Here is a 25,066-nt window from a genome sequence, read left to right as displayed (position 1 = left end):
AACCTTGGCAGTGATCCTTTTCGTGTCCCTTTTCTGTTCGGCGCTTCCTGCGCTACGTCCATGTGCACAAGATACGCACCGCAGCGGCGGGCGCCAATCAGCTATCGACACCGGTGCGTGTAAGCGATGGCTTACACGCTGTCAGACGGCCAGGAATTGCTCGGCTTCCAGCAGGTACAAGGATTCACTGCCCGCCCTTACCGAAGCGGCAAGCGAATGGATACGGGGCAGCAGCCGTGCGAAGTAGAACCGCGCGGTGCCCAACTTGCTGGCGTAGAACGCTTCCTCGCTCCCTGCCACCGCAGCCTGGGCCATGCGCGCCCACATATAGGCGTACGCCGTGTAACCAAAGGCCTGGAGGTATTCGACCGAGGCAGCGCCGATCTCCTGCGGGTTGCCGGCGGCACGCGTGAGCACCCACTCGGTAAGGCCGTCGAGGGTGTCGAGGGCGGCCGTCAGCGGCGCGGTGAATTCGCCCAGCTCGCTGGAAGCGCCGCTGGCAAATGCGCGGATTTCGTCCGAGAACAACCGATAGAATGCCCCGCCGCTGCCCACCACTTTACGACCCACCAGGTCCAGCGCCTGAATGCCGTTGGTGCCTTCGTAGATCTGCGTGATGCGCACATCGCGCACCAGCTGTTCCTGGCCCCACTCACGAATATAGCCATGGCCACCGAATACCTGCTGGCCGTGAACGGTCGTTTCCAGGCCGGCATCGGTGAGGAATGCCTTGGCCACAGGCGTGAGCAACGCTACGAGGCTCTCGGCACGGGTACGGCGTTCGGGTTCTTCCGCGTACTTGGCCACGTCCAGCTGCATGGCCACGTAGGTGGAAAAGGCTCGCCCACCTTCGTTCATGGCCTTCATGGTGAGCAGCATACGGCGCACGTCCGGGTGCACGATGATCGGGTCGGCCGGCTTGTCTTTGGCCTGTGGACCAGTGGGCGAACGGCTTTGCAGGCGCTCGCAGGCATATTCCACGGCGTTCTGGTACGAGCGCTCACCGGAGGCCAACCCTTGGATCCCCACGCCCAGGCGCTCGTAATTCATCATGGTGAACATGGCGGCCAGGCCTTTGTTCTCCTCGCCTACCAGATACCCGACCGCGTCATCGAAATTCATTACGCAGGTGGCAGATGCCTGGATGCCCATCTTGTGCTCGATGGAGCCGCAGCTCACGGCATTACGCTCGCCGAGGCTGCCATCGGTGTTGACCATAAACTTGGGCACCAGGAACAGCGAGATACCCTTCGGCCCGGGCGGTGCGTCGGGAAGCTTGGCCAGCACCAGGTGGATGATGTTCTCGGTAAGGTCGTGTTCGCCACCGGTGATGAAGATCTTGGTGCCGCTGACCTTATAGCTGCCGTCGGCCTGGGGCAGCGCGCGCGTACGGATGATGCCCAGGTCGGTGCCGGCATGGGGCTCGGTGAGGCACATGGAACCTGCCCATACGCCGGCGTACATGTTCGGCAGGTATTGCTGCTTGAGCGCTTCGCTGGCATGAGCGCTGATGGACAGGCAAGCACCGGAGGTGAGCATCGGGTACAAGCCGAAAGCCAGGCTGGCCGAGTTCACCATTTCCTCGACCTGGGCCGAAATGGCCTTGGGCATGCCCATGCCGCCAAAGGCCGGGTCGCCCCCTACGCCTACCCACCCGCCCTCGGCGTACAACTTGTAGGCCTCCACAAACCCTTTGGGCGTGGTGACTACGGTATCGGCGTAATGGCAGCCTTCTTCGTCGGCGGCGCGGCTGAGGGGAGCAATGGCGGTACCGGTGAGCTTGCCAGCCTCCTCCAGCACGGCCAAGGCGGTTTCGGCGTCTACCACCTCGGCCAACGCAGGCAGGCTGGCCCACTGAGCAGGCGCGTCGAATACGTTTTCAAGGATGAAACGCATGTCGCGCAACGGGGCTTTGTACTCGGCCATGGCAACCTCTCAGAACACGAAAAAGGAGATGGCGCCAGTGTAGCCCAACAACAAATCAGAGACGTAGCGTCATGGCGTGACCGGATGGTTTAGCGCGGTCACGCCGCATTCCGCGTTCGGATGGCTCCGCGTCGATTCTGGCCATGGGCTACCACGCAATTGCGGCCAGCCCCCTTGGCGGCATACAGCGCCTGGTCGGCGGCCTTCAATACCTCTTCGGGGTTGCGCTGTTCGAGTTGCCGCTCGGCAACGCCAATGCTGATGGTGACCGATACCTGAGAGGCAGCGCTGGCGCCACGGCGTTGCCGGCCCTGCTGATCGTCGGCGGGGCGGTCCGGGTCCCGCAGGTGGATGGTGTAAGCGGCGATCACGCCTCGCACGGCTTCCAGGTGAGGCAGGCACTCTTCCAGGGTTTTGCCGGCGAACACCAGGGCGAACTCTTCGCCCCCATACCGATAAGCCCGGCCCCCGCCACTCACCTTGCCGAGCTTGCTGGCCACCAGGCGCAACACTTGGTCGCCCACGTCATGGCCGTGGGTATCGTTGAAGCGCTTGAAGTGGTCCACGTCGCTCATGGCGATCACGTAGTTGCGCCCCAGCCTTTGCAGCCGTTCGTTCAGTGCGCGACGGCCCGGCAAGCCCGTGAGCTCGTCCCGGAACGCCATCTGGTAGGCCTCATGCGCTACCGCCGCGGCAATCATCAGCATCACCTGGCTGCACATGATGTTGAGCGTGAAGGGCAGGATGAAGGTTTTGGGCAGCATCCAGAACAGCCCCACCAACCCTACCAGTTGAGCGGCATGAAGCGGGCGGGGCTGGCGTACGTATTGAGCGCCCAGCAGCACGAACATCAGGAAAAACACAGGGTAGGCCAGCTGAATCAGGCTCATCCACTGCCCATGCAGCGCGGGCCAGCGAATGTCCGCAAGCCAGCTGAGCAGCGCCTGCGGGAAACTCTGCTCAAACCCGAGCGCCACCGCGCCCACCGCCAGCAGCACGGCGAAGCGGGCCACCATGTCCTGCAGCAGGTGCGTGCGCTCCTGCCAGGCGCCGAACAAGCCGTAGAGCAGGGGCAATAACAGGCAACACAGGTGGAAGATCACCGCGGCGTCATCGCGCACCTTGCCGTTGTCGCGGTAATAGTCGGTCTGGGTGTCCAGCAGGAAATAGGCAACATATACCGTGACCATCAGGAACAGCTCACGCTGGCGGCGGTACACCGCGCAGTAGGCGCCACCCAACAGCAGCACCAACGTAGGCAGCACGTTGAAAAGGGAGGTGAAGAATGTGCTCAGGTCACGTACATAGGCTGCAGCCAACCCCGCCAGCAACAACAGGGCGGACGGCAAAAAGTGGCTATAGCGATAGGCGGATGAACGCGGCAAAGGAACTGGCTCCGGCCCAGCAAATGGTATGTGGCATTGTGCCTTTATTTGTATCGGCCGTGCCTCTTAAAGAATGAGGCACCCGTCAAAGGTCGGACCAAAAGCCGGCGCTTACATTCCCTTGGTTGGCCTGGAGCATGGAGAACACCTTTTTGCGAGCAACAAAAAAGCCGCTACCTGCGAAGGTAGCGGCTTTGGGAGCAGCGGGCAGTATCAGTAGCCGAGATCGAACGCCGCTTCTTCCAGGGCCATCAAGTTGCTTGCGCCCGACAGCATCGCAGCCACATGGGTGCGGGTGCGCGGCAGGATGCGCTGGAAGTAGAAGCGCGCGGTGTGCAGCTTGGCGGTGTAGAAGGCTTCTTCGGAAGTGCCTTCGGCCAGTTTCTGCGCAGCCAAGCGGGCCATGTCCGCCCAGAAGTACGCCAGGCAGGCGTAGCCCGAGTACATCAGGTAATCCACGGAGGCCGCGCCCACTTCTTCGCGATCCTTCATGGCAGCCATACCGACTTTCATCGTGAGCTCGCCCCACTCCTTGTTCAACTGGGCCAGCGGCGTCACGAATTCCTTCACGGCTTCGTTGCCTTCCTGAGCCTGGCAGAACTTGTGCACGATCTTGGTGAAGCCCTTGAGCGCTTCGCCCTGGGTCATCAATACCTTGCGCCCCAGCAGGTCCAGCGCCTGAACGCCGGTGGTGCCTTCGTACAACATGGAAATGCGGCTGTCGCGAACGTTCTGCTCCATGCCCCACTCGGCGATGAAGCCGTGGCCGCCGTAAATCTGCACGCCATGGTTGGCCGCTTCGAAGCCTACTTCAGTCATGAACGCCTTGGCGATCGGGGTCATGAAGGCCAGCAGGCCGTCAGCGTGCTTCTTCTCTTCTTCGTCCTGGCTGTACTTGACGATGTCGACCAGCTTGGAAGTGAAGTACACCATGGCGCGGTTGCCTTCGGCGAATGCCTTCATGGTCAGCAGCATGCGGCGTACGTCTGGGTGGACGATGATCGGGTCAGCGGCTTTGTCTGGCGCCTTCGGGCCGGTAAGCGAGCGCATCTGCAGGCGGTCACGGGCGTATTTCAGGCCACCCTGGAAGGCGATCTCGGCATGGGCCAGGCCTTGCAGGGCGGTACCCAGGCGAGCGGTGTTCATAAAGGTGAACATGCAGTTCAGGCCTTTGTTCGCCGCGCCGATCAGGTAGCCGGTAGCGCCGTCGAAGTTCATCACGCAGGTCGCGTTACCGTGGATGCCCATCTTGTGTTCGAGCGAGCCACAGGACACACCGTTGCGCTCGCCCACGCCGCCTTCGGCGTTGGGCAGGAACTTGGGCACGATGAACAGCGAGATGCCTTTGGTGCCAGCCGGGGCATCGGGCAGGCGAGCCAGTACGATGTGGACGATGTTATCGGCCATGTCATGTTCGCCGGCGGAGATGAAGATCTTGGTGCCGCTGACCTTGTAGCTGCCGTCGGCCTGAGGCTCGGCCTTGGTGCGCAGCATGCCCAGGTCAGTACCGCAATGAGGCTCGGTGAGGCACATGGTGCCGGTCCACTCGCCGGACACCAGCTTGGTGAGGTAGGTGTGCTGCTGTTCCGGGGTGCCATGGGCGGAGATGGTGTTCATCGCGCCATGGGACAGGCCGGGGTACATGCCCCAGGACCAGTTGGCGGTGCCCACCAGTTCGCTGATGACCAGGCCCAGCGACTCGGGCAGGCCTTGGCCACCGTGGTCCACGTCATGAGCCAGGCTTGGCCAGCCGCCTTCAACGAACTGCTTGTAGGCTTCCTTGAAGCCCGTCGGCGTTTTTACCCCGCCCTCGGACCAGGTGCAGCCTTCGAGATCGCCTACACGGTTCAGCGGGGCCAGCACCTGCTCGGCGAACTTGGCGCCTTCCTCCAGGATGGCATCGACCATGTCCGGGGTAGCATCCTGGCAGCCAGGCAGGCTTTGATAGTGCGCTTCATAGCCGAGCAGCTCATCGCGAACGAAGCGAATATCACGCAAGGGGGCCTTGTAGTCGGGCATAACGAAAACCTCTGTGCTGAATCCGGTAGGGAGGTGAACCGCAAATAATCGACTCATCCACCCGCGGCGGACGCGTCAAACAGGTGTTTGAAACATACGTTTATGCCAGATGGGTTGTCAAGGGCCATGACTGGGCCGCTGATCGACTGTCGCGCTGGTGAAAGGCTTTAATTGAGATTGATGGCGGTCGATCCTTTTATATCGACCGTTACACCGGATAACAGAATCCGCCCATCGGGGTGCATTACCAACTTGCTCGAACCCACCTCCAGGCTGATGGCCGTTGTAGCCTTGAGCGCTAGCACGCCCTGTTCGACCGAGACGCAATAGTTGCCGTCCTCGACGATCACGCTGCTTTCCAGCTTGATGATCTCCGACTGCCTCCCACTAACGATCGTCCTGCGATTGCCACCTACAGAGCGGCTTTCGTCCGCCTCGACGCTGATATCCAAATTACGGTGAGCATGCACAAGGACCTGTTCGGCACCGGTCTTGTCATCGAACCGCAAGGCGTTTGCCGTACGGGCGCTGCCCTTGATCGAGCGCGTGAGGAAGCCGCTCTGTGTCTTTTGCGCTGGCAGCGCCCAAGGCGGCGAGTTGATACCGTTGTATAAGCTACCGATGATCAACGGGCGATCAGGGTTGCCGTCCAGGAAGGCCACGATCACCTCGTCACCCACCCGCGGAATCTGGATGCTGCCGAAGCCGCCACTGGCAGCAGCCTGCGCTACACGAATCCAGCACGAACTGCGGTCATCGAGCGTACCATTGCGATCCCAATGAAACCTCACCTTCACCCTTCCCAGTTCGTCTGTGAAGATCTCCTCGCCACGGGGCCCGGTCACGATCGCGGTCTGCGGCCCGCTGATCACGCCCCTGGGCGTATCGAGGCTTGGCCGGAACGGAATCTTGCGGCGGATACAGGTAAAGGTGTTGCTATAACCGGCCCCACCTTGGTTGCTGTAGTTATTGTGGCCATAGTGGTCTACCGCAAGCAGCAGGAAGTGCCGGTCTTCGAGTTGGCCATTGTCATGATCGTAGTGTTGCGTGAGTTCGAAGGTATGGCCGGGCTCCATTGCCCGGCAGGTGCTCTTGCCGTCGAATACCTTGCCTTGGACTTCCATTGCCTCCAGCCGGTGCCTTGCCTTGGCATCCCCTGCTTCGAGATTGGCATAACCATAGAGGCCTTCGTACTGGAAGACCTCCAGTTCGCCAACGTCGCCTTGTTCATTGATCGATTTCAAATGAATCCAATTCGAGTCCCTGGGGTATTTGTAGTTGAAGGTTTTCAGTGACAAGGCGCTCGGCTGGAAATGCCGAGCGCCCGACCATTCGGTGATCGAATCCTCGGTTTCAACAGCAGACGCGCCGTGGTAGCGGATTACCGGTTGCGCCACCAGCGGCTTGAGCCGGTCGCTGTCATCGGCAATGATCAGGCGGTGGCCGTCTTCGCGATGCTGGAATATGAAGAACAGGCCCTCGTTTTCCAGCAGCCGCAGAACGAAATTAAGGTCGGTTTCCTCGTACTGCGTGCAATAGCTCACAGGCTTGAGCGGCTTACTCAAGCGGAATTCGTAGTCGGCCAAGGCGGGGTAATGGGCCAGTACCTCCCTCACGATTTCCTCGGTGGTCTTGTCCTGGAAGATACGGGAATCGCGGCGGCGGCTGAGCACCCATAGCCATGGCACCAGCTCGGCTTGGTAATGCGCGACCTGTTCATCGACACCCACATGAACAAAGTTCGACACCAGCGCGCTGATGTACCTGATGCTGCCATCGGCCAAGGTGATGCCAATCCGCACCTGCTGCCCGATCAGCTTCTTCAGCTCGATGTTGGGATCGTGGGCTATCAGCTGCACATTGAAGCGGAACAGCTCGGACATCGCCTCTCGCCCTTCGAACCGCAGCAGTTGCAGCACCTGGTGGGAAGGCAATGGCGAATGAAACGTGAACAAGCGATTTTCCTGGGTAAGCAATGACCCAAGGTTTTCCATAATCATGATGAGCTTCCTGCGCCTATCGAAACGGCCCCATGGAACCGCTCCTAGGCGTAGAGCGTCAATAAAACGTTACCAAAAAGCGTCAGGAAATGTTGCAAGCAGCTTGGGGCTTCGCGGCCGGTCAACTTCTCGCCTAATCCTCTAAAACGCCTCTAAGACAGGCCTTTCAAGGCATCCGAAGGACATCGGGCATCAGAGACAAAGGCCGTTATAAGCGGATCCCATCCGTTTGAAATCGACAAGCCCTGCCTGTAGGCTCCGTCCCTTCCAAGGCTGCCAACCCAGCCAACAGCCATGCCGACAAGGAAAGCCCGTCATGAGCCCCAGCAATGCCCAGCTCGAACAGCTGGACCGCGAACTCGACGAAAACCAGCGTGAACTGATCATCCTGCCCATGGACGGGCCCGTCACACGCATCCCCCCTTTCACCACGGTGCCAACCCCAACCAAGGCACCCCAAATATGTACCCGGACTCAGCCCGGCTTACTGGATGGCGCCTGGGGCAAAACACAGGCTGCCTATAACGGGACGATTCATGAATATGTAAATACGAATGCAGGCGTTCCGAGTGCATTGGGTGTATATGATCTTTACAACTTTGCGAAGTTTTATCGTGATATTGGCGGCTTCGGTACCAAGGTCAAGATATCGACCCACAACGGACGGCAGTATTTAGTGCTAACCGGCTTACCCGGCCTGCGAAACAAGCTCAAAGGGACGCGCTACGGTATTCGTAATCCTCAGCTCGTCGAGATGGGAATCGGGAAGTACGGCATAAGAGGAACTTCCATCTCCGGCTTCAAACTCTCCTGCTATGTAGCGGTCGGTATTGAAGTTTTGGAATGGGTGTTTAATGACGAAGCGGTAATGAGTGACTTATTTGCAGGGATTGGGGTGGAGCTCGTGAAGGCAGGGATTGCTTCGGCGGTTGGTTATGCTGTGGCGGTTATCGTGGCTGCTTGGGTTGGCACCGTTCTCCTACCCGTTGCAGCAGGGGCATTCATAGTGTTCGCCGTAGGGTATTCGTTGAATACCCTGGATACCGACTATGGCGTGAAGAAATCGGTGAAGGCCGGTCTCCGCTACGGAGTTGAAAACCTCCACAACCTAAAGTTAAAATTTACCGAGATCAGAAAAGTTGACCTGCAACAATATACTACAAAAATAGGCAATGGCATTGCGTCGAGCGCAACGGAACACTTTCTAGAGAAAACTAAAAAATGGGCGCTACAAAAAATACAATATGAGGGTATATATCCTTCAGGCTGGCCTGCGCCTCCCCGCCTCCCCCGCCTGCCTGGCTTTTTTAATATTCCAGGACTATAGCCTGATGACATTAAGAGCCAAACACCACTATTCACAAAAGCTATCTGCCAAAACCCGAATAATCGCTACGGCGTTTATCCCATTCATGCTGTTCATGATTAGCCTTTCCCTTCACTGGCTAATCAAATTCTTAATTCAACTCTACGGGAGACTTCAGCGCGAAGCTCTAGTCGTAGAAACTCAATATATAGTTTTCGTTTTCCTAGCGGCGCTACCTATTTTTGCTCTAGCGACTACTTCCGCTATAGTTGCAGCATATACAGGAAAAAAATTTGATCCACCGAAGGGATCAGGGCTATTTAAATTTCAAAATTTAATGTTTACAGTGGCATTCAAGGCACTTATTTACTTAGTACCAGCGGCCGTTATTATTATAACTATAATACTGCTTGCAAGAGGTTATTTGCCCTGCGGAAAGCTATATGTTCCAGGCACCACTCGACAGATCTATTGGGTAAACGACGATCGCGCATGCTTCAAGCCCGACCACTACATAAACGATAACTGGCCGTGCAAGGCAGTGAATGGAAAGGACGTATGCATTCAGGTAGACGGACGATGATCTTGTCGATCGTATTGATCAGCCTGCACATGCCCTAGATAAAAGATCGATAAATATTGATTCACATGTGACGATTCAACAGAACTATCCATACCGAAGCACCGATATTTTTTGAATTCTAGGCACCCATGGCCAGGCATAAGTCTTATCCAGTAGAACCGTCACCCACCAAGCTGAGAATGATAGCCGCGGGCTTTATTCCGGGCATGCTGCTCTTGGCAGGTTTTCTCGTTTATCTATCATGGACAGAAATTTATTTATTCTATGATGGTTTAAAGAGAGGGGCGCCGGTGATAGAACTCCCCTTCTCAGCAATAATAATGCTACCTATGCTACTCATTTCCATACTTGGAATACCAGCCATAAGCATAGCAGCCTGGACTGGTAAACAATTTAACCCAAAGGAAGGGAGCTTTCTTGACACCTTCCAAAATGTTATGCTTAAAGCCACAATTTATAGTTGCCTAAGTATAATTCCTAGCGCGATTATCTTAACTACCCTCTTCTCGTCATACTCCGACTATTTTGACTGCCCCAAACTTAGAAAGCCCGGGACAAGGGGGCCTTCATTATGGGTCAACAACGAAAACTTATGTTTCAAACCCGACCATTACATTAACCACAATTGGCCTTGCAAGAAAATTGACGATAAGGAACTTTGTATCCAGCTAGACGCCTGGAAGGCGCCTGTACCGGTTCTTAAATAAAAAAGCCAGTGCAACACACTTCAAGCGTACGTATCGATCATCGTGCCCAGCGCCCGATCCGAGGCCTTTTCCACTTTGGCCCCAGCCTCTACCTGCAAGGCAGCCTGGGTCATCTGAACGGTAAGCGCGGCGAGGTCGGTCTGCTGGCTGGCATCCACGGCGTTGAGGCGTTGCGCCTGGTAGCCGGTGGACTGGGTGAGCGCCGGGCTATCGTTGGCCACGCCGGCCACTTTAGCGGCGGCGTTGTCGAAACGGGTGCTGGCGGCCTGGATGGCGCTGAGGCCGGAGGTCATGGCGGACGAAATCTGCATGGCACTGTCCTGTTGCTAATTGGCTATTGGCCATCAGTGTACGCCGTTCCGCGTCGCCGTAAAGCGACGCTGGTCAGGCGAGGCGGCTGAGGTCCAGATGGTCGGCGACTGCGGCGGCATCGGCTTTCGGCAAGCGAGGCACCTGGCCGATGCACGGTGCAGGCAGGCGCTCCGCGAGGGTTGCCAGATTGGCTTCCAACCGCGACGTGCGGGGATCGACGATGTTCGCAACCCATCCCGCCAACGCCAGGCCATCTCGGGCGATGGCTTCGGCGGTGAGCACCGCATGGTTGATGCAACCTAACCGCACGCCCACCACGAGGATGACCGGCAAGCCGAGTGCGATGGCAAGGTCTGACAGGTTGTCCTGCCCGGCCAACGGCACGCGCCACCCGCCGGCCCCTTCAATCAAGGTGAAGTCAACGGGCTGTGCCAGCACCTTGCGCATCGCGGGCAACACCGCCTGCACCGTCAAGGCCACCTCTGCCTCCTGTGCGGCAATGTGCGGGGCGATGGCCGGCTCGAACGCGAACGGGTTAATGGCGCTATAAGGCAGCTGGAGCGTGCTTTCGGCTATCAAGGCCAAGGCATCGCTATTACGCAGGCCGCCCGGCGTGAGATCACAGCCGGACGCCACCGGCTTGGCACCCAAGGTGCTCCAGCCGTTGCGCCTCGCCGCCTGGAGCAACCCAGCGGAAATGGTGGTCTTGCCCACTTCGGTGTCCGTGCCGGCGATGAAATAGGCGTGTTTCATGGTGTGATCCTTTGTCATGGCTTGCTTAGCACCCCATACACCACCTGATACGTGGCGGGCAGGCCGGCCGGTTGGCGAAAGCGTTCGTAGGCGGCGACCATCGCGGCAATACGCGCGCGGCCGGTGAGCCCACCGGGGCGCCCGGGGTTGAGGTTATGGGCACCCAATGCTTTCAGTTCGTGGGTAAGCCCGCGAACGTCGGGGTAGTGCAACACGTGCGGGTTACAAACCAGTGTTTCCACCCGCAGGCCGCTGTGGTCGCACAGCTGTTGATACGCCTCGAACCGACGGAAGCGGTTCACGTGTACCTGGCCGTCTGCGGCTTCCCAACTCGCCCGCAGTTCACCCAGAGTGCCGGTGCACAGGCTGGCGAACGCGAACCGACCGCCCGGGCGCAGCACCCGATGGGCTTCGGCCAGCACTTTGGTGAAGTCTTCGCACCATTGCACGGCCAGGCTGGTGAATATCAGGTCCACGCAGCCGTCGCGCAAGGGCAGGCTTTCCGCGTCTCCCGCCGTATACCAGCGGGCGCCACCCTGAGTGCGCGCATGGGTGAGCATGCCCTCGGCAATGTCCACCGCCAGCCCGTCGGCATCCGGCCAGCGCTGGGCCAGTTTACGGCTGAAGTAACCCGTGCCGCTGCCCAGGTCGAGCCAGCGGGCGGGGGCCGATGCGCCTTCAACCAGTGCCAGCAAATGCTCGCCCACGTCACGCTGCAAGCCCGCCACGCTGTCATAGGTATGGGCAGCGCGTGAGAACGACGCCGCCACTTGGCGTTTGTCCGGCAACGTCGCCGTCGCGTCATTCATAGGTCGCTTCCTCGATAAATGCCCATGCCCGGCTAGCCAATACGTCAGGCGCTTCCAGCACCAGCGCATGGCTGCCCTCAAATGCCTCGATACAGGCCGCGGAGGCAACGTGCCCGATTGCCGATGCGGCACCCGTCGGCACCAGCGCGTCCGCGTTGGCATAAACATGCAGCTGCGGCAGGCTGATCGCTTGTAATGCGCTGCGGTTATCCAACGCAGCCAGCAGTGCCAAGCCTTGGGCCGTGGCGTAGGTGGTGTCGAGGTTCAGGCCTTTAAGCAGGGCGCGCCCGCGTTGGCTGCCTTGAATACATAGCAAGCCGAAACGCTTGAGTGTACCGGCCGGGTCTGCCGAGCAATGGCTTGAAAAGGCCTCGAACGCCTCCGGGGCCATGGCAGCGGGCCAGCCGGGGCGCGCCACGAAACACGCATTGCTGGCGAACGTGATGACACCCGGGCAAGCGCGAGCTCGGCGTTCGGCCAGCTTCACTGCCAGCATGCCGCCGAGGGACCAACCGAGCAGCCACGCGCCCAGGGGAATGGCGTGGTCAAGCTCCGCCAGCGCTTGCTCAGGGTCACCTGAGTCAGGTAACGAATAAACCGTGACTGTCGCCTGCGGCCGCACTGCGCCCAATGCCGTGGCCAGAGGTTCCAACGCTGCCGGGCCAAGCCCCCACCCCGGCAATAGGGCAAGCGTTTCACTCATTGCCCAGCTCCGGGAGTGCCTGGCAAGCCGCCAGGCCATCGAGCAACCGGGCTACCTGCGCTTCTGTGTGCGCCGCAGACAGGGTCACCCGCAAACGCGCACTCCCCGCCGGCACGGTGGGCGGGCGTATGGCGGTGACCAGCAAGCCTTGGTCGCGCAACCGCCGGGACCAGGCCATGGCCCGTGCGCTGTCGCCAAGCAGGATCGGCTGGATGGGCGTGTCGCTGGGCATCAGGGTAAGCCCCAACGCTTCGGCGCCTCTACGGAATTGCCGCACCAGCGCAGCCAAGTGCTCCCGCCGCCAGCCTTCATAGCGCGCCAACTCCACACTTTTAAGCGTGGCGCAGGCCAGCGCGGGCGGCTGGCTGGTGGTGTAGATATAAGGGCGGGCGAACTGCACCAGGTAATCGATCAGCGCCTCGCTGCCGGCCACAAAGGCGCCCGCGGTACCGAACGCCTTGCCCAAGGTGCCGACCAGTACCGGTACGTCATCCAGCCCCAGGCCGAAATGCTCCACTACCCCGCCTCCCTGCGCCCCCAGCACGCCGAAACCGTGCGCATCGTCCACCATCAACCAAGCGTTGCGGGCCTTGGCTGCCTGCGCCAGCGCCGGCAGCTCGGCAACATCGCCGTCCATGCTGAACACGCCGTCCGTGACCACCAGCGAGGCACCGTCAGCAGGCGCTTTTTCCAGCCGGGTTGCCAAGCTGGTGGGGTCGTTGTGCAAATACCGCGAAAACCGCGCGCCGCTCAACAAGCCGGCATCCAGCAGCGAGGCATGGTTAAGCCGGTCTTCGAATACGCTGTCGCCCTGCCCCACCAGCGCGGTGACTGCGGCAAGGTTGGCCATATAGCCTGTGGAAAACAGCAAGGCGCGCGGCCGGCCGGTGAGGTCCGCCAAGGCTTCTTCGAGTGCATGGTGGGGGGCGCTGTGGCCAATCACCAAGTGCGACGCACCGCCCCCAACGCCCCAGCGCTCGGCGCCGCTGCGCCAGGCAGCGATCACCTCCGGGTGGTTGGCCAGGCCCAGGTAGTCGTTGTTACAGAACGCCAGCAACGGCTGGCCGTCCACGATCACTTCGGGCCCCTGCGGGCTGCCCAGCAAGGGCCGCTGGCGATACAGGCTGTTGGCGCGCCGCTCGCTCAGCCGATCGGCAATGCGCGCCTGAAGGTCCGCTGCCATGCCTCAGGCAGACGCTGCGTCATAGAACAGCTCGCCGCTGCGTTGCTCCACCAGCGCTTGCTCGATCGCCGCCTGATGAACCTCGTCATCGTGCTCTTCGCGGGCTTCCGGGCGAATACCCAGGCGGGCGAACAGCTGCATGTCCTTGTCGGCTTGCGGGTTGGCGGTGGTGAGGAGTTTGTCGCCGTAGAAGATGGAGTTCGCGCCGGCCATGAAAGCCAGGGCCTGCATCTGCTCGTTCATCTGCTCGCGCCCGGCAGACAACCGCACGTGGGATTGCGGCATCAGAATACGGGCCACGGCCAGCATACGGATGAAGTCGAACGGGTCGATGTCTTCGGCGTTGGCCAGCGGGGTGCCGGCGACCTTCACCAGCATGTTGATCGGCACCGACTCGGGGTGCTCTGGCAGGTTGGCCAGCTGGATGAGCAGCCCGGCGCGGTCGTCCAGCGACTCACCCATGCCCAGAATGCCACCCGAGCAGATCTTCATGCCCGCGTCACGTACGTACGCCAGGGTTTGCAGGCGCTCGCCGTAGGTACGAGTAGTAATGATGCTGCCGTAGAACTCTGGCGAGGTGTCCAGGTTGTGGTTGTAATAGTCCAACCCGGCCTGGGCCAGCGCCACGGTCTGCTCCTGGTCCAGCTTACCCAGGGTCATGCAGGTTTCCAGGCCCAGCGCTTTCACGCCGCGGACCATCTCCAGCACATAGGGCATGTCCTTGGCCGAAGGGTGCTTCCAGGCGGCGCCCATGCAAAAGCGGGTAGAGCCAATGGCTTTGGCGCGCGCGGCTTCCTCGAGCACCTTCTGTACTTCAAGCAGCTTTTCCTTCTCCAGGCCGGTGTTGTAGTGGCCGGATTGCGGGCAGTACTTGCAGTCCTCGGGGCAGGCGCCGGTCTTGATCGACAGCAGCGTGGACACTTGAACCTCGTTAGGGTTGAAGTGCGCGCGGTGAACGCTCATAGCCTGGAACAGCAGGTCGTTGAACGGCTGGGTGAACAGGGCCTTTACTTCGGCCAACGTCCAGTCATGACGCAGCGGGCTTTGCAGGCTGGCGCTCATCGGGGGGTTCCTTGTTCTATGCTGGGATGCCCAGGCGAACGCCGGGCGGGTCACGGTATGAAACAAATGGTCAAGGAAGGCCTTATGCGCTGTCAACCGCTACGCGACCTGTTGGTCGACATATGCTCAAAATTTAATCAACGCTGTTATCTGTGCGGGGGTGAGGGCGACAACCCCTATCCACTGTGCAGCGGCTGTGAAGGCGACCTGCCGTGGGCGGGTGCCGCGTGCGTACACTGTGCGCTGCCGCTGGTTTTCGACGGCCCCGCCTGTTCAGCCTGCCAATGGTCACCGCCCCCATTCGAATGCGTGGAAACACCCTGGACGTATGACTTTCCGCTGGATGCCGCGATCAAACGCTTCAAGCATCAGGCAGACCGGCCCATGGGCCACCTGCTCGGCCATCGGATGGCGGCCTGGCTCGACCACCGTTATGCCGAAGGCCTGCCGCGGCCCGACCGTTTGCTGCCGGTTCCGCTGTCGGCGCGGCGGCTGCGAAGCCGTGGCTTCAATCAAGGGCAGCTGCTGGCCGAGTGGCTGGCCGCTGCGCTGGGGCTCACGGGGGATAGCCGTATGTTATTGCGCACGCGCGACACCCGCTCCCAGCAGGGTTTGAACCTGGCGGAGCGCCAACGCAACCTGCAGGGCGCTTTTTCCCTGGCACCGGAGGCCACGGTGAAAGGGTTGCACCTGGCGCTTGTGGATGACGTGGTTACTACCGGCGCGACGGTAAAGGCGCTTGCCACGCTGCTGCGCCAGGCCGGGGCTAGCCGGGTAGATGTGTACTGCCTGGCCCGCACGCCAGCGCCGCCCTGCGCTTGACGGCTCGAAGGCAGGGGCGCAAGGTCTCGGCTTTGCCCCTCTCGTACCGTTACCATGTCGCTACCTGCCGCATTGTCCCATTACCTGTCCCATCGCCCGCAGCGCATTGCCCTGTTGCAGCACATCGCCGAACAGGGTTCGATCACCCGGGCCGCCAAGGCCGCAGGGCTGAGCTACAAGGGCGCGTGGGATGCGATCGATGAATTGAACAACCTCGCCGCCCGGCCTCTGGTCGAGCGCAGCGTTGGCGGCCGAGGTGGCGGCGGCGCGCGCCTAAGCGAAGAAGGCCAGCGCCTGTTGCGCCTGTATCAGCGGCTGCAAGCCTTGCAGGCGCAGGTGCTCGAAGCCGCCGAGGACAGTGCCGACCTCGACCTGCTAGGCCGGCTGATGCTCCAGACCAGCGCACGCAACCAGCTGGCAGGCACCGTGGCTTGCGTCGAGGAAGATGGCGCGCACGATCGGGTTCGTCTGGACCTCGGCGGGGGCCTGCACATCTGCGCGGCCATTACCCGTGAGAGCACCCATCGGCTGCACCTCACCCCCGGCGCCCACGTGGTAGCCCTGATGAAAGCCGGCTGGCTGACTGTGCATGATCTGCATGCCCCCTGCGACGCAACGGCCAACCGGTTGGCCGCCCAGGTCGAATCCATCGAGCCAACCGACGCCGGCTCCAGCGAAGTACGGATGAACCTCCCCAACGGGCAAACCCTGTGCGCGCTTGTGGATAACACCACCCGGCACACGCTTGGCCTGGAAAACGGTACCCAGGTTGCCGTCAGCTTCGAGCCCGGCTCGGTGTTGCTGGGCCGGCCTTTCTGAAACTTAAGTAACAAAAACTTCATCGTGCATGGTTAACGTGGCTGGCTGAACCGCCGGGAGCCTGACCATGGAACACTATCAAGAAGATAACCGCCCCACTGATCTGGAGCGATACGTAGGCCTGAGCCGCCGGCGCTTCATCGGTGCCGGCGCGCTATGCGGGGCTGCGATGTTTTTAGGCGGCGGCCTACTGGCTCGCAGCACGCTGGCCCAGGCTGTGGAAAAGGCCGGCAGCGCCTTGCTGGGCTTCGACCCGATCACCGCCGCCACCACCGACACCGTCACGCTCCCGCCGGGCTACCAGGCCCAGGTGCTTATCAGCTGGGGCCAGCCCTTGCATGCCGACAGCCCTGCGTTCGACCCCAGTGGCCGTGCCGATGCGGACACCCATGCCCGCCAGTTTGGCGACAACAACGACGGTATGAGTTTCTTTCCGTTCCCGGACGACCCCAACCGCGCCCTGATGGCCATCAATAACGAATACACCAACTACCGCTACCTGTTCGAGCACGGCGGCATGCCTGGTTCAGCCGCCGAGGTGCAGAAGGCACTGGCCGTGGAAGGCGTTTCGGTGATCGAAGTACGCCGTCAGGACGGCCGCTGGCAATTCGTGCAGGGCTCCCCCTACAACCGCCGAATCCATGGCAACAGCCCGTTGCGCTTCAGTGGCCCGGCAGCCGGCGATGCGTTACTCAAGACCGCCGTCGACCCCAGCGGCGTGAAGGTGTTGGGCACCTTCCAGAATTGCGCCAATGGCAAAACCCCTTGGGGCACCTACCTTACGTGCGAAGAGAACTTCACCGACTGCTTCGGCTGCACCCAGCCCGATCAGCCACTGGACGCGGCGCAGAAGCGTTACGGCCTGGCCCCGGCCAGCAAGGAGATCGGCTGGCACCCTCACGACGAACGCTTTGATGTGTCACGCACCCCCAATGAACTGAACCGCCACGGCTGGGTGGTGGAAATCGACCCGTTCGACCCGAAGTCCACGCCGGTGAAACGCACGGCCCTTGGGCGCTTCAAGCATGAAAACGCGGCCGTGAGTGCAACCCGCGATGGCCGCGCCGTGGTGTACATGGGCGATGACGAACGCGGCGAGTTCATCTACAAGTTTGTGAGCCGTGACCGGATCGACCCTGCCAATCCCGCGGCCAACCGGGACTTGCTCGATCACGGCACGCTGTATGTGGCGCGCTTCGATGCGGGCAATGGCGACGCGAACCATCCCAAAGGCAAGGGTGAATGGGTAGCGCTTACCCATGGTCAGCCCGGGCTGGACGCCGCCAGCGGGTTCGCCAGCCAGGCCCAGGTGCTGGTACATGCGCGGCTTGCCGCTACGGCATTGAAGGCTACACGCATGGACCGCCCCGAGTGGATAGTGGTCAGCCCGTTGGACGGCCAGGTGTATTGCACGCTTACCAATAACATCAAGCGTGGCGAAGACGGCCAGCCGGTAGGCGGGCCCAACCCTCGGGAGAAAAACGTGTATGGGCAGATCCTGCGCTGGAAGCCCCAGGCCGATGACCACGGGGCCCTGGCGTTCGAGTGGGACCTGTTCGTGGTGGCGGGCAACCCGGCTGCCCACCCGGACGGCGCCAAGCGTGGCTCCGCGAACATTACCGCGCTAAACATGTTCAACAGCCCCGATGGCTTGGGCTTCGACGCCAGCGGCCGCCTATGGATACTGACCGATGGCGACATGAGCAACACGGGCGACTTCGCCGGCATGGGCAATAACCAGATGCTGGCGGCTGACCCGGCTACCGGTGAAATCCGCCGCTTCATGGTAGGCCCAGTAGGGTGTGAGGTGACCGGCATCGCGTTCGCGCCCGACTACCGCACGATGTTCGTAGGCATCCAGCACCCCGGCGAAAACGGCGGCTCGACGTTCCCCGAGCACCTGCCCAACGGCAAGCCGCGTTCGTCCGTAATGGTCATTACCCGTGAAGACGGCGGATTGATAGGCACCTGAGCACAGGCGTCTGCGCTACCATGTGAAGCCAGGCGCACCCAGGAGCTGAAATGTCCCACCCCTTCGACACACTTACGCCCGACCGGGTACTTGATGCCATCGAAAGCATCGGGTACCTGAGCGATGCGCGTGTAATGGCCCTCAACAGCTATGAGAACCGCGTGTATCAGGTCGGGATCGAGGACAGCGAGCCGCTGATCGCCAAGTTCTACCGGCCTGGCCGCTGGAGCGATGCGGCAATTCTGGAAGAACACGCGTTCACCGCTGAGCTGGCTGACTGCGAGGTGCCCGTGGTGGCGCCCTTGGTGCGCGACGGGGTGAGCCTGTTCGAGCACGCCGGCTTTCGTTTCGCGCTATTTCCCCGCCGTGGCGGCAGGGCGCCGGAGCCTGGCAACCTTGACCAGCTCTACCGCCTCGGGCAGTTGCTGGGCCGCCTGCATGCGGTAGGCGCCAGCCGCCCTTTCCAGGCACGCGAAGCGCTAACGGTGGATAACTTCGGCAGTGCTTCCCTTGCCACGTTGCTGGATGGAGGGTTTATCCCCAAAAGCCTGTTGCCTGCCTATTCCTCGGTAGCACGGGATTTGCTGGAGCGGGTCGAGGCTGTATTTGCCAGCACGCGGTTCACCAGCATTCGCCTGCACGGCGATTGCCATCCCGGCAACATCATGTGCCGGGAAGAAGTGTTCCACCTCGTGGACCTGGATGACTGCCGCACCGGCCCGGCCGTTCAAGACCTGTGGATGATGCTGGCCGGCGAGCGACACGAAAAGCTCGGCCAGCTGGCCGAACTGATGGACGGCTACAACGAGTTCAACGACTTCGACCCACGCGAGCTCAACCTCATCGAACCCCTGCGGGCCCTGCGCCTGCTGCATTACAGCGCGTGGCTGGCGCGCCGCTGGGACGACCCGGCGTTCCCTCGCAGCTTTCCCTGGTTCGGGAGCGAGCGCTATTGGGGTGACCAGGTGCTGGCCCTGCGCGAGCAGCTCGCGGCCTTGAATGAAGAACCGCTACGGCTGTTCTGAATGCCCCACCCGTAACACCGTAGAACCACAAGAAACCACAAGGAAGCACCATGCAAACCGCCAACCCGCGGCGCGGGTACGTATTGGGCCTGATTGCCTACATCACCTGGGGGCTGTTCCCCATCTACTTCAAAACCCTGCAAAGCGTTCCCTCGATGGAAATCATCGTCCAGCGCGTGCTGTGGTCGGCCGTATTTGCGGTCGTCACCATCCTTGTGTGGAAGCACCCGGGTTGGTGGAAAGCGCTTGTGGATAACCCGAAGCGGTTTCTGATTCTCATGACCAGCGGCACCCTGATTGCTGGCAACTGGCTGGTGTACGTGTGGGCCGTAAACAATGGCCGCATGCTCGAGGCCAGCCTTGGCTACTACATCAACCCGTTGGTAAACGTCCTGCTCGGGATGTTGCTGCTGGGGGAGCGGCTACGCCGCCTGCAGTGGGTGGCGGTTGGCCTGGCGGTTATCGGTGTAGTGCAGCAATTGTGGCTGGTGGGCAGCCTGCCGTGGGTGTCGTTGGCGCTGGCGCTGAGCTTTGCCTTTTATGGGCTGATCCGCAAACAGGCGCCGGTACCCGCCCTGCCAGGCTTGCTGGTGGAAACCTGGATGCTGCTGCCGTTGGCACTCGGCTGGTTGCTGCTACATAGCAACGCCATGACCGCCCAGCCCGCATTCTGGAGCACACCGGTGGCGCTGCTGCTGGTTGCAGCGGGCCCCGTCACGCTGGTGCCTTTACTGTGCTTTACCGCAGCAGCCCGCAACTTACCCTACGCCACACTGGGCTTTCTCCAGTATGTAGCCCCTACGCTGGTATTGCTGTTGGCAGTGACCTTTTACGACGAACATCTCAGCGCGGCGAACCTGACGGCCTTTGGTTTTATCTGGCTGGCGCTGGCTGTTTATAGCGTCGACGTGTATCAAGTACTACGCCGAAATGCTGGTCATTAAATGATCAACCCTCTGAAAGCCTTGGCCCGCGTGGCTTTCAGAGGAGTCTCCCAAGCTTATCCACAGGCTGGTCCACGCGGTTTGTGCACAAGCCCCTGAAATTGCTCGTTTTTTGATCGGTTCGCTGAAGCCCGCGCCACTGTTGGCCTGCAGCCGTCACCCCCCAGCTTATCCACAGCCCCGTTCAAGTTTTCCATGAATAACCTTCAAGGCTCGGGCCGCAGCTTCAAATCCACCATCAACTCATCCGCCAGCGCCTCCAGGCTTTCCTGCAGCACTTCGAGGTTGACCGTTTCTGGTACGGCCAACTGGGCTTCGGCTGTGAACAGCAATTCATTGGTCATTGGCGCGGGCGATGCGTCTGTGGATAAACGCTCCACGTTCACACCCTGCGCGGCAAGCACCCGGGAAATGTCCCGCACGATGCCGGGCCGGTCATTGGCCGTTACGCTCAGGATCACGCGCTTGAGCACTTCGCTCTGGGCGCTGCTGCTTTGCTCCACCAGTACCCGTATACCGTGCGTGCTCAGTTGCTGGAGGGCTTCCACCAGTTCCGCTCGATTCGCGGCGGGCACGTCCACCCGCAGAATGCCCGCGAACTGCCCTGCCATTCGTGCCATCCGGCTTTCGAGCCAGTTGCCATGGTGCTCGGCGACGCAATTGGCGATGCGCTCCACATGCCCGGCCTTGTCCTGGGCCAATACGGTCAATACCAGTTGGTCCACGGTGCGTCTCCCTGTGAAGTGAACCGCTAGTATAGGCCTGTAGGGCGATACCGCTGATGCCAGGTAATTTGTTGACCAACCAGACAAGAAACTTCAGCCTGGCGACTGTCCGGGTTATGCTTGGGCGGCGAGGCGGCAACGGCTTCCACAGAGCCTTGGAGCGTGACTGTTCAGTCTTGTTTTGCCTTATGGAACAGCTCATGTAGTATCGCGAAAAAAGCACTACATAACACCCATTTCGTCCTTCGACGCCACTGGCACAGAGTGAGGCAAGCAATGACCGATTACGTCAACGTAGGCGACCTGCGGGTTGCCAGGGTACTGCTGGACTTCGTGAACAACGAAGCCATTCCAGGCAGCGGCGTTACTGCCGAGGCGTTTTGGGCCGGGGCCGATCGGGTGATCCATGAGCTGGGCGAAAAGAACCGCACGCTGCTTGCGCGCCGTGATGCGCTGCAGGCAACGCTGGACGGCTGGCATCGCGAACGTCAAGGCCAGCCGCACGATCCGGTCGCGTATAAAAGCTTTTTGAAGGAGATTGGCTATCTGCTGGAAGAGCCGGCCGACTTCCACGCCACAACACAAGGCGTAGACGAAGAGGTCGCCCGCCTCGCCGGGCCGCAGTTGGTGGTACCGGTGATGAACGCGCGCTTCGCCTTGAACGCCTCCAACGCGCGCTGGGGCTCGTTGTACGACGCGCTTTACGGCACCGACGCCATCAGCGAGGCCGAAGGCGCAGAAAAAGGCAGCGGCTATAACCCGGCACGTGGCGCCAAGGTAATCGCCTTTGCCAAGGCCTTCCTTGATCAAGCGGCGCCCTTGGCGAGCGGTTCCCATGCCGACGCTACCGCCTATGTCATTGAAGGCGATGCGCTGGTGGTTTCGCTGGCCAACGGAGAACGCGTGGGATTGGCCGCCCCTGAGCAGTTTGCAGGGTTCCTGGGCAACACCGAGGCGCCCACCGGCGTGCTGCTCAAGCACAACCAGCTTCACTTCGAAATCCAGATCGACGCGCAAAGCCCTGTCGGCCAGACCGACGCGGCGGGCGTGAAAGACGTACTGGTGGAATCGGCGCTTACCACCATCATGGATTGTGAAGACTCGGTTGCCGCCGTGGACGCGGACGACAAGGTCATCGTTTACCGCAACTGGCTTGGCCTGATGAAAGGCGACCTGGCCGAACAGGTGAGCAAACAGGGCAAGGTGTTCACTCGCACCATGAACCCGGACCGGGTGTACCGCACCGCAAGCGGCGGCGAGCTCACCCTGCACGGCCGTTCGCTGTTGTTCGTGCGCAACGTTGGCCACCTGATGACCATCGATGCCGTGCTCGACAAACACGGGAACGAAGTGCCGGAAGGGATTCTCGACGCCCTGTTCACCAGCCTGGCGGCAACCCACGACCTGAAAGGCAACGGGAGCCGCCGCAACAGCCGCACCGGCTCGGTGTACATCGTGAAGCCGAAGATGCACGGCCCGGAAGAAGTGGCCTTTGCCAATGAGCTGTTCGTCCGCGTGGAAGGCGTACTCGGCCTGCCTGCGAATACCGTGAAAATGGGCATCATGGACGAGGAGCGGCGTACCACCGTAAACCTGAAGGCGTGCATCCAGGCCGCACGGGAACGCGTGGTGTTCATCAACACAGGCTTCTTGGACCGCACCGGGGACGAGATCCATACCTCCATGGAAGCCGGCCCGATGGTGCGCAAGGCCGAGATGAAAGCGCAGCCCTGGATCGCGGCCTACGAAAACTGGAACGTGGATGTTGGCCTGGCTTGCGGCCTGCAAGGGCGTGCGCAGATCGGCAAGGGCATGTGGGCCATGCCAGACCTGATGGCTGCCATGCTGGAGCAGAAGATTGCCCACCCGAAAGCCGGCGCCAATACCGCCTGGGTACCCTCGCCTACCGCCGCCACCTTGCATGCGCTGCACTATCACCAGGTGGATGTCTTCGCGCGCCAGGCCGAACTGGCCACGCGTGAACGCGCTTCACTGGACGCCATCCTGAGCATTCCCTTGGCGCCGAACACCGACTGGTCGGCGGATGAGATCCGCAATGAACTGGATAACAACGCACAAGGCATTCTCGGCTATGTGGTGCGCTGGATCGACCAGGGCGTGGGCTGTTCCAAGGTGCCGGACATCAACGACATCGGCCTGATGGAAGACCGCGCAACGCTGCGCATTTCCAGCCAGCTGTTGGCGAACTGGTTGCGCCATGGCGTGGTGACGGAGGCTCAGATAGTGGAAAGCCTGAAGCGGATGGCGCCGGTAGTAGACCGGCAGAACGCCAACGACCCGGCCTACCGGCCAATGGCCCCGGGCTTCGATGGCAACATCGCGTTCCAGGCCGCGCTGGAGCTGGTACTCGAAGGCGCCAAACAGCCCAATGGCTACACCGAACCGGTGTTGCACCGCCGGCGCCGGGAGTACAAGGCCCAACAGCGCACCACCCTGTAGCAGCGAAGGGCGGGCCACGCTGGCCTGCTCGCGACGAAGCCGCCCCGACACAAGCGGCCCTGTCGGGCCGGTCGCCGTTAAGGCGGGCTGCTACAGCGTTCGGCCCGGCCCGTAGCGGGCCGGGCCTTCTATTACAACAACGGCAGGGTGTAGCTCACGATCAGGCGGTTCTGGTCCTGGTCGTAGTCGCCGCTCACGTCGGTGCGCAGCATGCCGTTACGCCAGCCGAAGCCTACGCCCTTGAACGAGCCGCTCTGGATCACGTAGTCAACGGCGATGTCGCGTTCCCATTCCTTGGTGTTACCGCCACTGGTGGCCTCGATGCCGGTACCTTTGAGGTAGGTGACCGAGGCGGTAAGGCCGGGTACGCCCACCTCGCTGAAGTTATAGGCGTACTGCCCGAAGCGGGTTTGCTCGCCGGCACGGATGAAGCTGGAGATCAATCGGTCGGTGAACAGGTACACGCTGGTGCCGGTAGCGCCTTCGTTGGCCAGGCTGCCCTGATTCAACTGCGTGAAGTTGCTGTTGTCCGACACGCTCTGGTAACCGGCCGTGAACGCATGGCCGCCCAGGCTGTAGGTGAAGATCGCGCTCCAGGTATCGTTGTCGATCTTGCCGTTGGTGCCGTTGCTGTAGCCGCCCAGCTTGTAGCCCGCGGTACGGCCGGCGGCCGAGTCGTTGGCGCCGTCTGCGTCGGTCTTGAAGTAACGCAGGTCGGTCTTGAACGAGGAGTCCTTGTTGATCGGGTACACATGTACCAGGCCCGCGAAGTGCTGCTTGTAGTAGTCCTCAAGGTTGGCGTAGTAGTACTGCACGGTCAGTTGGTCGTTGACGAGGTAGTCACCGCCGCCGAACCAGAACTCGTTGCTCTCCTGGGTACCACCTGATACCGCCAACCCAGTGCGGTTGGTGGAAGCGCGACCCACCGCATGTTCGAGACGACCTGCTATCAACTTGAGCTTGTCGATTTCATTAGAGGTGATCATGCCGCCTTCGAAGGTTTGCGGCAGTACACGACCGTCGTTGGAAACAAGGATTGGCAGCTTGGGTTGCAGATTGCCGTAGCGCACTTCGGTCTTGGAGAAACGCGCTTTCCCGGTCACGCCCACATGGCTCCAGGAATCCTCCGGGTCACCATTGGACTCGGACGGGATCATGCTGCTGCCCTGGTGGCGGCCGCTGCCACTGTCCAAGGTCAACCCGAGCAGTGCCTGCGCATCCAGGCCAAAGCCTACGGTGCCGTCGGTGTATCCCGACTTGTAATCCAGCACAAACCCCTGCCCCCACTCAGCCAGCTTGCTGCCGGCACTGGAGGTTTGCTCCCGATAATCATTGTTGAAATAGAAGTTACGCAGTGCCAGCGTGGCCTTGCTGTCCTTGATGAAATCGGCGTGTGCCAGCGAAGGCAGGAGGCTTGCGCTGAGTACGGCGAACGCGCCAAGCGCGGCCTTGTTGCTAACGGTCATTTGGTGCTCCCCATTGTGTTTCTAATTTTTGCGGGAGCATAGATATCAGCACCGATACAGCCTTTGCAACGGTGCCTTGCAGGAG

The 25,066-nt window shown here is 61.0% G+C and carries 19 protein-coding genes; 7 read left to right on the top strand and 12 right to left on the bottom strand.

The features are described from left to right. Positions 1-141: 141 nt before the first annotated feature. The 4 genes from AC3Z8Y_RS02100 to tssI all read right to left on the bottom strand — a co-directional run bounded on the left by AC3Z8Y_RS02100 (position 142) and on the right by tssI (position 7,330). Positions 142-1,926, bottom strand: coding sequence for an acyl-CoA dehydrogenase C-terminal domain-containing protein (locus AC3Z8Y_RS02100; protein ID WP_490088261.1), 1,785 nt, complete (start codon positions 1,924-1,926; stop codon positions 142-144). A gap of 98 nt (positions 1,927-2,024) precedes the next feature. Then, entirely contained in the window at positions 2,025-3,311 is a 1,287-nt protein-coding gene (locus tag AC3Z8Y_RS02095; RefSeq protein WP_490088260.1) for a GGDEF domain-containing protein, read from the bottom strand. Between the two features lie 213 nt (positions 3,312-3,524). Then, positions 3,525-5,330 carry a phenylacyl-CoA dehydrogenase gene (locus tag AC3Z8Y_RS02090; protein WP_490088259.1) on the bottom strand — a complete coding sequence of 602 codons (1,806 nt, stop codon included), beginning with the start codon at positions 5,328-5,330 and terminating at the stop codon, positions 3,525-3,527. A 167-nt stretch (positions 5,331-5,497) separates the two neighbouring features. Further along, entirely contained in the window at positions 5,498-7,330 is a 1,833-nt protein-coding gene (tssI, locus tag AC3Z8Y_RS02085; protein WP_490088258.1) for a type VI secretion system tip protein TssI/VgrG, read from the bottom strand. Positions 7,331-7,646: 316 nt separating this feature from the next. On the opposite strand from tssI, the gene AC3Z8Y_RS02080 reads away from it, so the two are divergent. Continuing rightward, positions 7,647-8,657: a hypothetical protein gene (locus AC3Z8Y_RS02080; RefSeq protein WP_490088257.1), complete on the top strand. Its 1,011-nt coding sequence runs from the start codon at positions 7,647-7,649 to the stop codon at positions 8,655-8,657. A 1,289-nt stretch (positions 8,658-9,946) separates the two neighbouring features. On the opposite strand, the gene AC3Z8Y_RS02075 is transcribed toward AC3Z8Y_RS02080, so the two are convergent. The 6 genes from AC3Z8Y_RS02075 to bioB form a co-directional block, all read right to left on the bottom strand. Beyond that, the gene (locus AC3Z8Y_RS02075) at positions 9,947-10,237 is read right to left on the bottom strand and encodes a pyrroloquinoline quinone biosynthesis protein PqqE (protein WP_181113315.1); all 291 of its coding nucleotides are present in this window, start codon (positions 10,235-10,237) and stop codon (positions 9,947-9,949) included. A gap of 73 nt (positions 10,238-10,310) precedes the next feature. After that, entirely contained in the window at positions 10,311-10,991 is a 681-nt protein-coding gene (bioD, locus tag AC3Z8Y_RS02070; RefSeq protein WP_490088256.1) for a dethiobiotin synthase, read from the bottom strand. A gap of 14 nt (positions 10,992-11,005) precedes the next feature. Then, positions 11,006-11,800: a malonyl-ACP O-methyltransferase BioC gene (bioC, locus tag AC3Z8Y_RS02065; RefSeq protein ID WP_490088255.1), complete on the bottom strand. Its 795-nt coding sequence runs from the start codon at positions 11,798-11,800 to the stop codon at positions 11,006-11,008. Next, a complete protein-coding gene (locus AC3Z8Y_RS02060) occupies positions 11,793-12,503 on the bottom strand; it encodes an alpha/beta fold hydrolase (protein ID WP_490088254.1) in 711 nt (236 codons plus the stop codon). The genes bioC and AC3Z8Y_RS02060 overlap by 8 nt, the downstream gene beginning before the upstream one ends. Continuing rightward, on the bottom strand, positions 12,496-13,686 hold the full coding sequence (gene bioF, locus AC3Z8Y_RS02055) for an 8-amino-7-oxononanoate synthase (RefSeq protein ID WP_490088253.1): 1,191 nt from the start codon (positions 13,684-13,686) through the stop codon (positions 12,496-12,498). The genes AC3Z8Y_RS02060 and bioF overlap by 8 nt, the downstream gene beginning before the upstream one ends. A gap of 3 nt (positions 13,687-13,689) precedes the next feature. Beyond that, positions 13,690-14,748: a biotin synthase BioB gene (bioB, locus tag AC3Z8Y_RS02050; RefSeq protein WP_181113330.1), complete on the bottom strand. Its 1,059-nt coding sequence runs from the start codon at positions 14,746-14,748 to the stop codon at positions 13,690-13,692. Between the two features lie 84 nt (positions 14,749-14,832). Here bioB and AC3Z8Y_RS02045 point away from each other — a divergent pair, with 84 nt between their 5' ends. The 5 genes from AC3Z8Y_RS02045 to rarD all read left to right on the top strand — a co-directional run bounded on the left by AC3Z8Y_RS02045 (position 14,833) and on the right by rarD (position 20,330). Beyond that, the gene (locus AC3Z8Y_RS02045) at positions 14,833-15,570 is read left to right on the top strand and encodes a ComFC family protein (RefSeq protein ID WP_490088252.1); all 738 of its coding nucleotides are present in this window, start codon (positions 14,833-14,835) and stop codon (positions 15,568-15,570) included. Between the two features lie 54 nt (positions 15,571-15,624). After that, entirely contained in the window at positions 15,625-16,389 is a 765-nt protein-coding gene (locus AC3Z8Y_RS02040) for a TOBE domain-containing protein (RefSeq protein WP_490088251.1), read from the top strand. Between the two features lie 67 nt (positions 16,390-16,456). Continuing rightward, positions 16,457-18,361 (top strand): PhoX family protein, encoded by a 1,905-nt coding sequence (locus AC3Z8Y_RS02035; RefSeq protein WP_490088250.1) that lies wholly within the window; start codon positions 16,457-16,459, stop codon positions 18,359-18,361. 50 nt (positions 18,362-18,411) lie between these two features. Beyond that, positions 18,412-19,386 carry a serine/threonine protein kinase gene (locus tag AC3Z8Y_RS02030; protein WP_490088249.1) on the top strand — a complete coding sequence of 325 codons (975 nt, stop codon included), beginning with the start codon at positions 18,412-18,414 and terminating at the stop codon, positions 19,384-19,386. 50 nt (positions 19,387-19,436) lie between these two features. Then, positions 19,437-20,330, top strand: coding sequence for an EamA family transporter RarD (gene rarD / locus AC3Z8Y_RS02025; RefSeq protein WP_490088248.1), 894 nt, complete (start codon positions 19,437-19,439; stop codon positions 20,328-20,330). Between the two features lie 206 nt (positions 20,331-20,536). On the opposite strand, the gene AC3Z8Y_RS02020 is transcribed toward rarD, so the two are convergent. Beyond that, a complete protein-coding gene (locus AC3Z8Y_RS02020) occupies positions 20,537-21,055 on the bottom strand; it encodes a glycine cleavage system transcriptional repressor (protein WP_490088247.1) in 519 nt (172 codons plus the stop codon). Positions 21,056-21,331: 276 nt separating this feature from the next. Here AC3Z8Y_RS02020 and AC3Z8Y_RS02015 point away from each other — a divergent pair, with 276 nt between their 5' ends. Next, a complete protein-coding gene (locus tag AC3Z8Y_RS02015) occupies positions 21,332-23,515 on the top strand; it encodes a malate synthase G (protein WP_490088246.1) in 2,184 nt (727 codons plus the stop codon). Between the two features lie 131 nt (positions 23,516-23,646). Here the strand turns inward: AC3Z8Y_RS02015 and AC3Z8Y_RS02010 are convergent, their stop codons facing one another. Next, positions 23,647-24,981: an OprD family porin gene (locus AC3Z8Y_RS02010; protein ID WP_490088245.1), complete on the bottom strand. Its 1,335-nt coding sequence runs from the start codon at positions 24,979-24,981 to the stop codon at positions 23,647-23,649. Positions 24,982-25,066 lie beyond the last annotated feature (85 nt).

It is taken from the genome of Pseudomonas sp. 3MAES_34.3B, assembly GCF_058145875.1.
The sequence above is the reverse complement of the archived record's forward strand: the minus strand, read 5'-3'. Positions and strand labels throughout refer to the sequence as shown.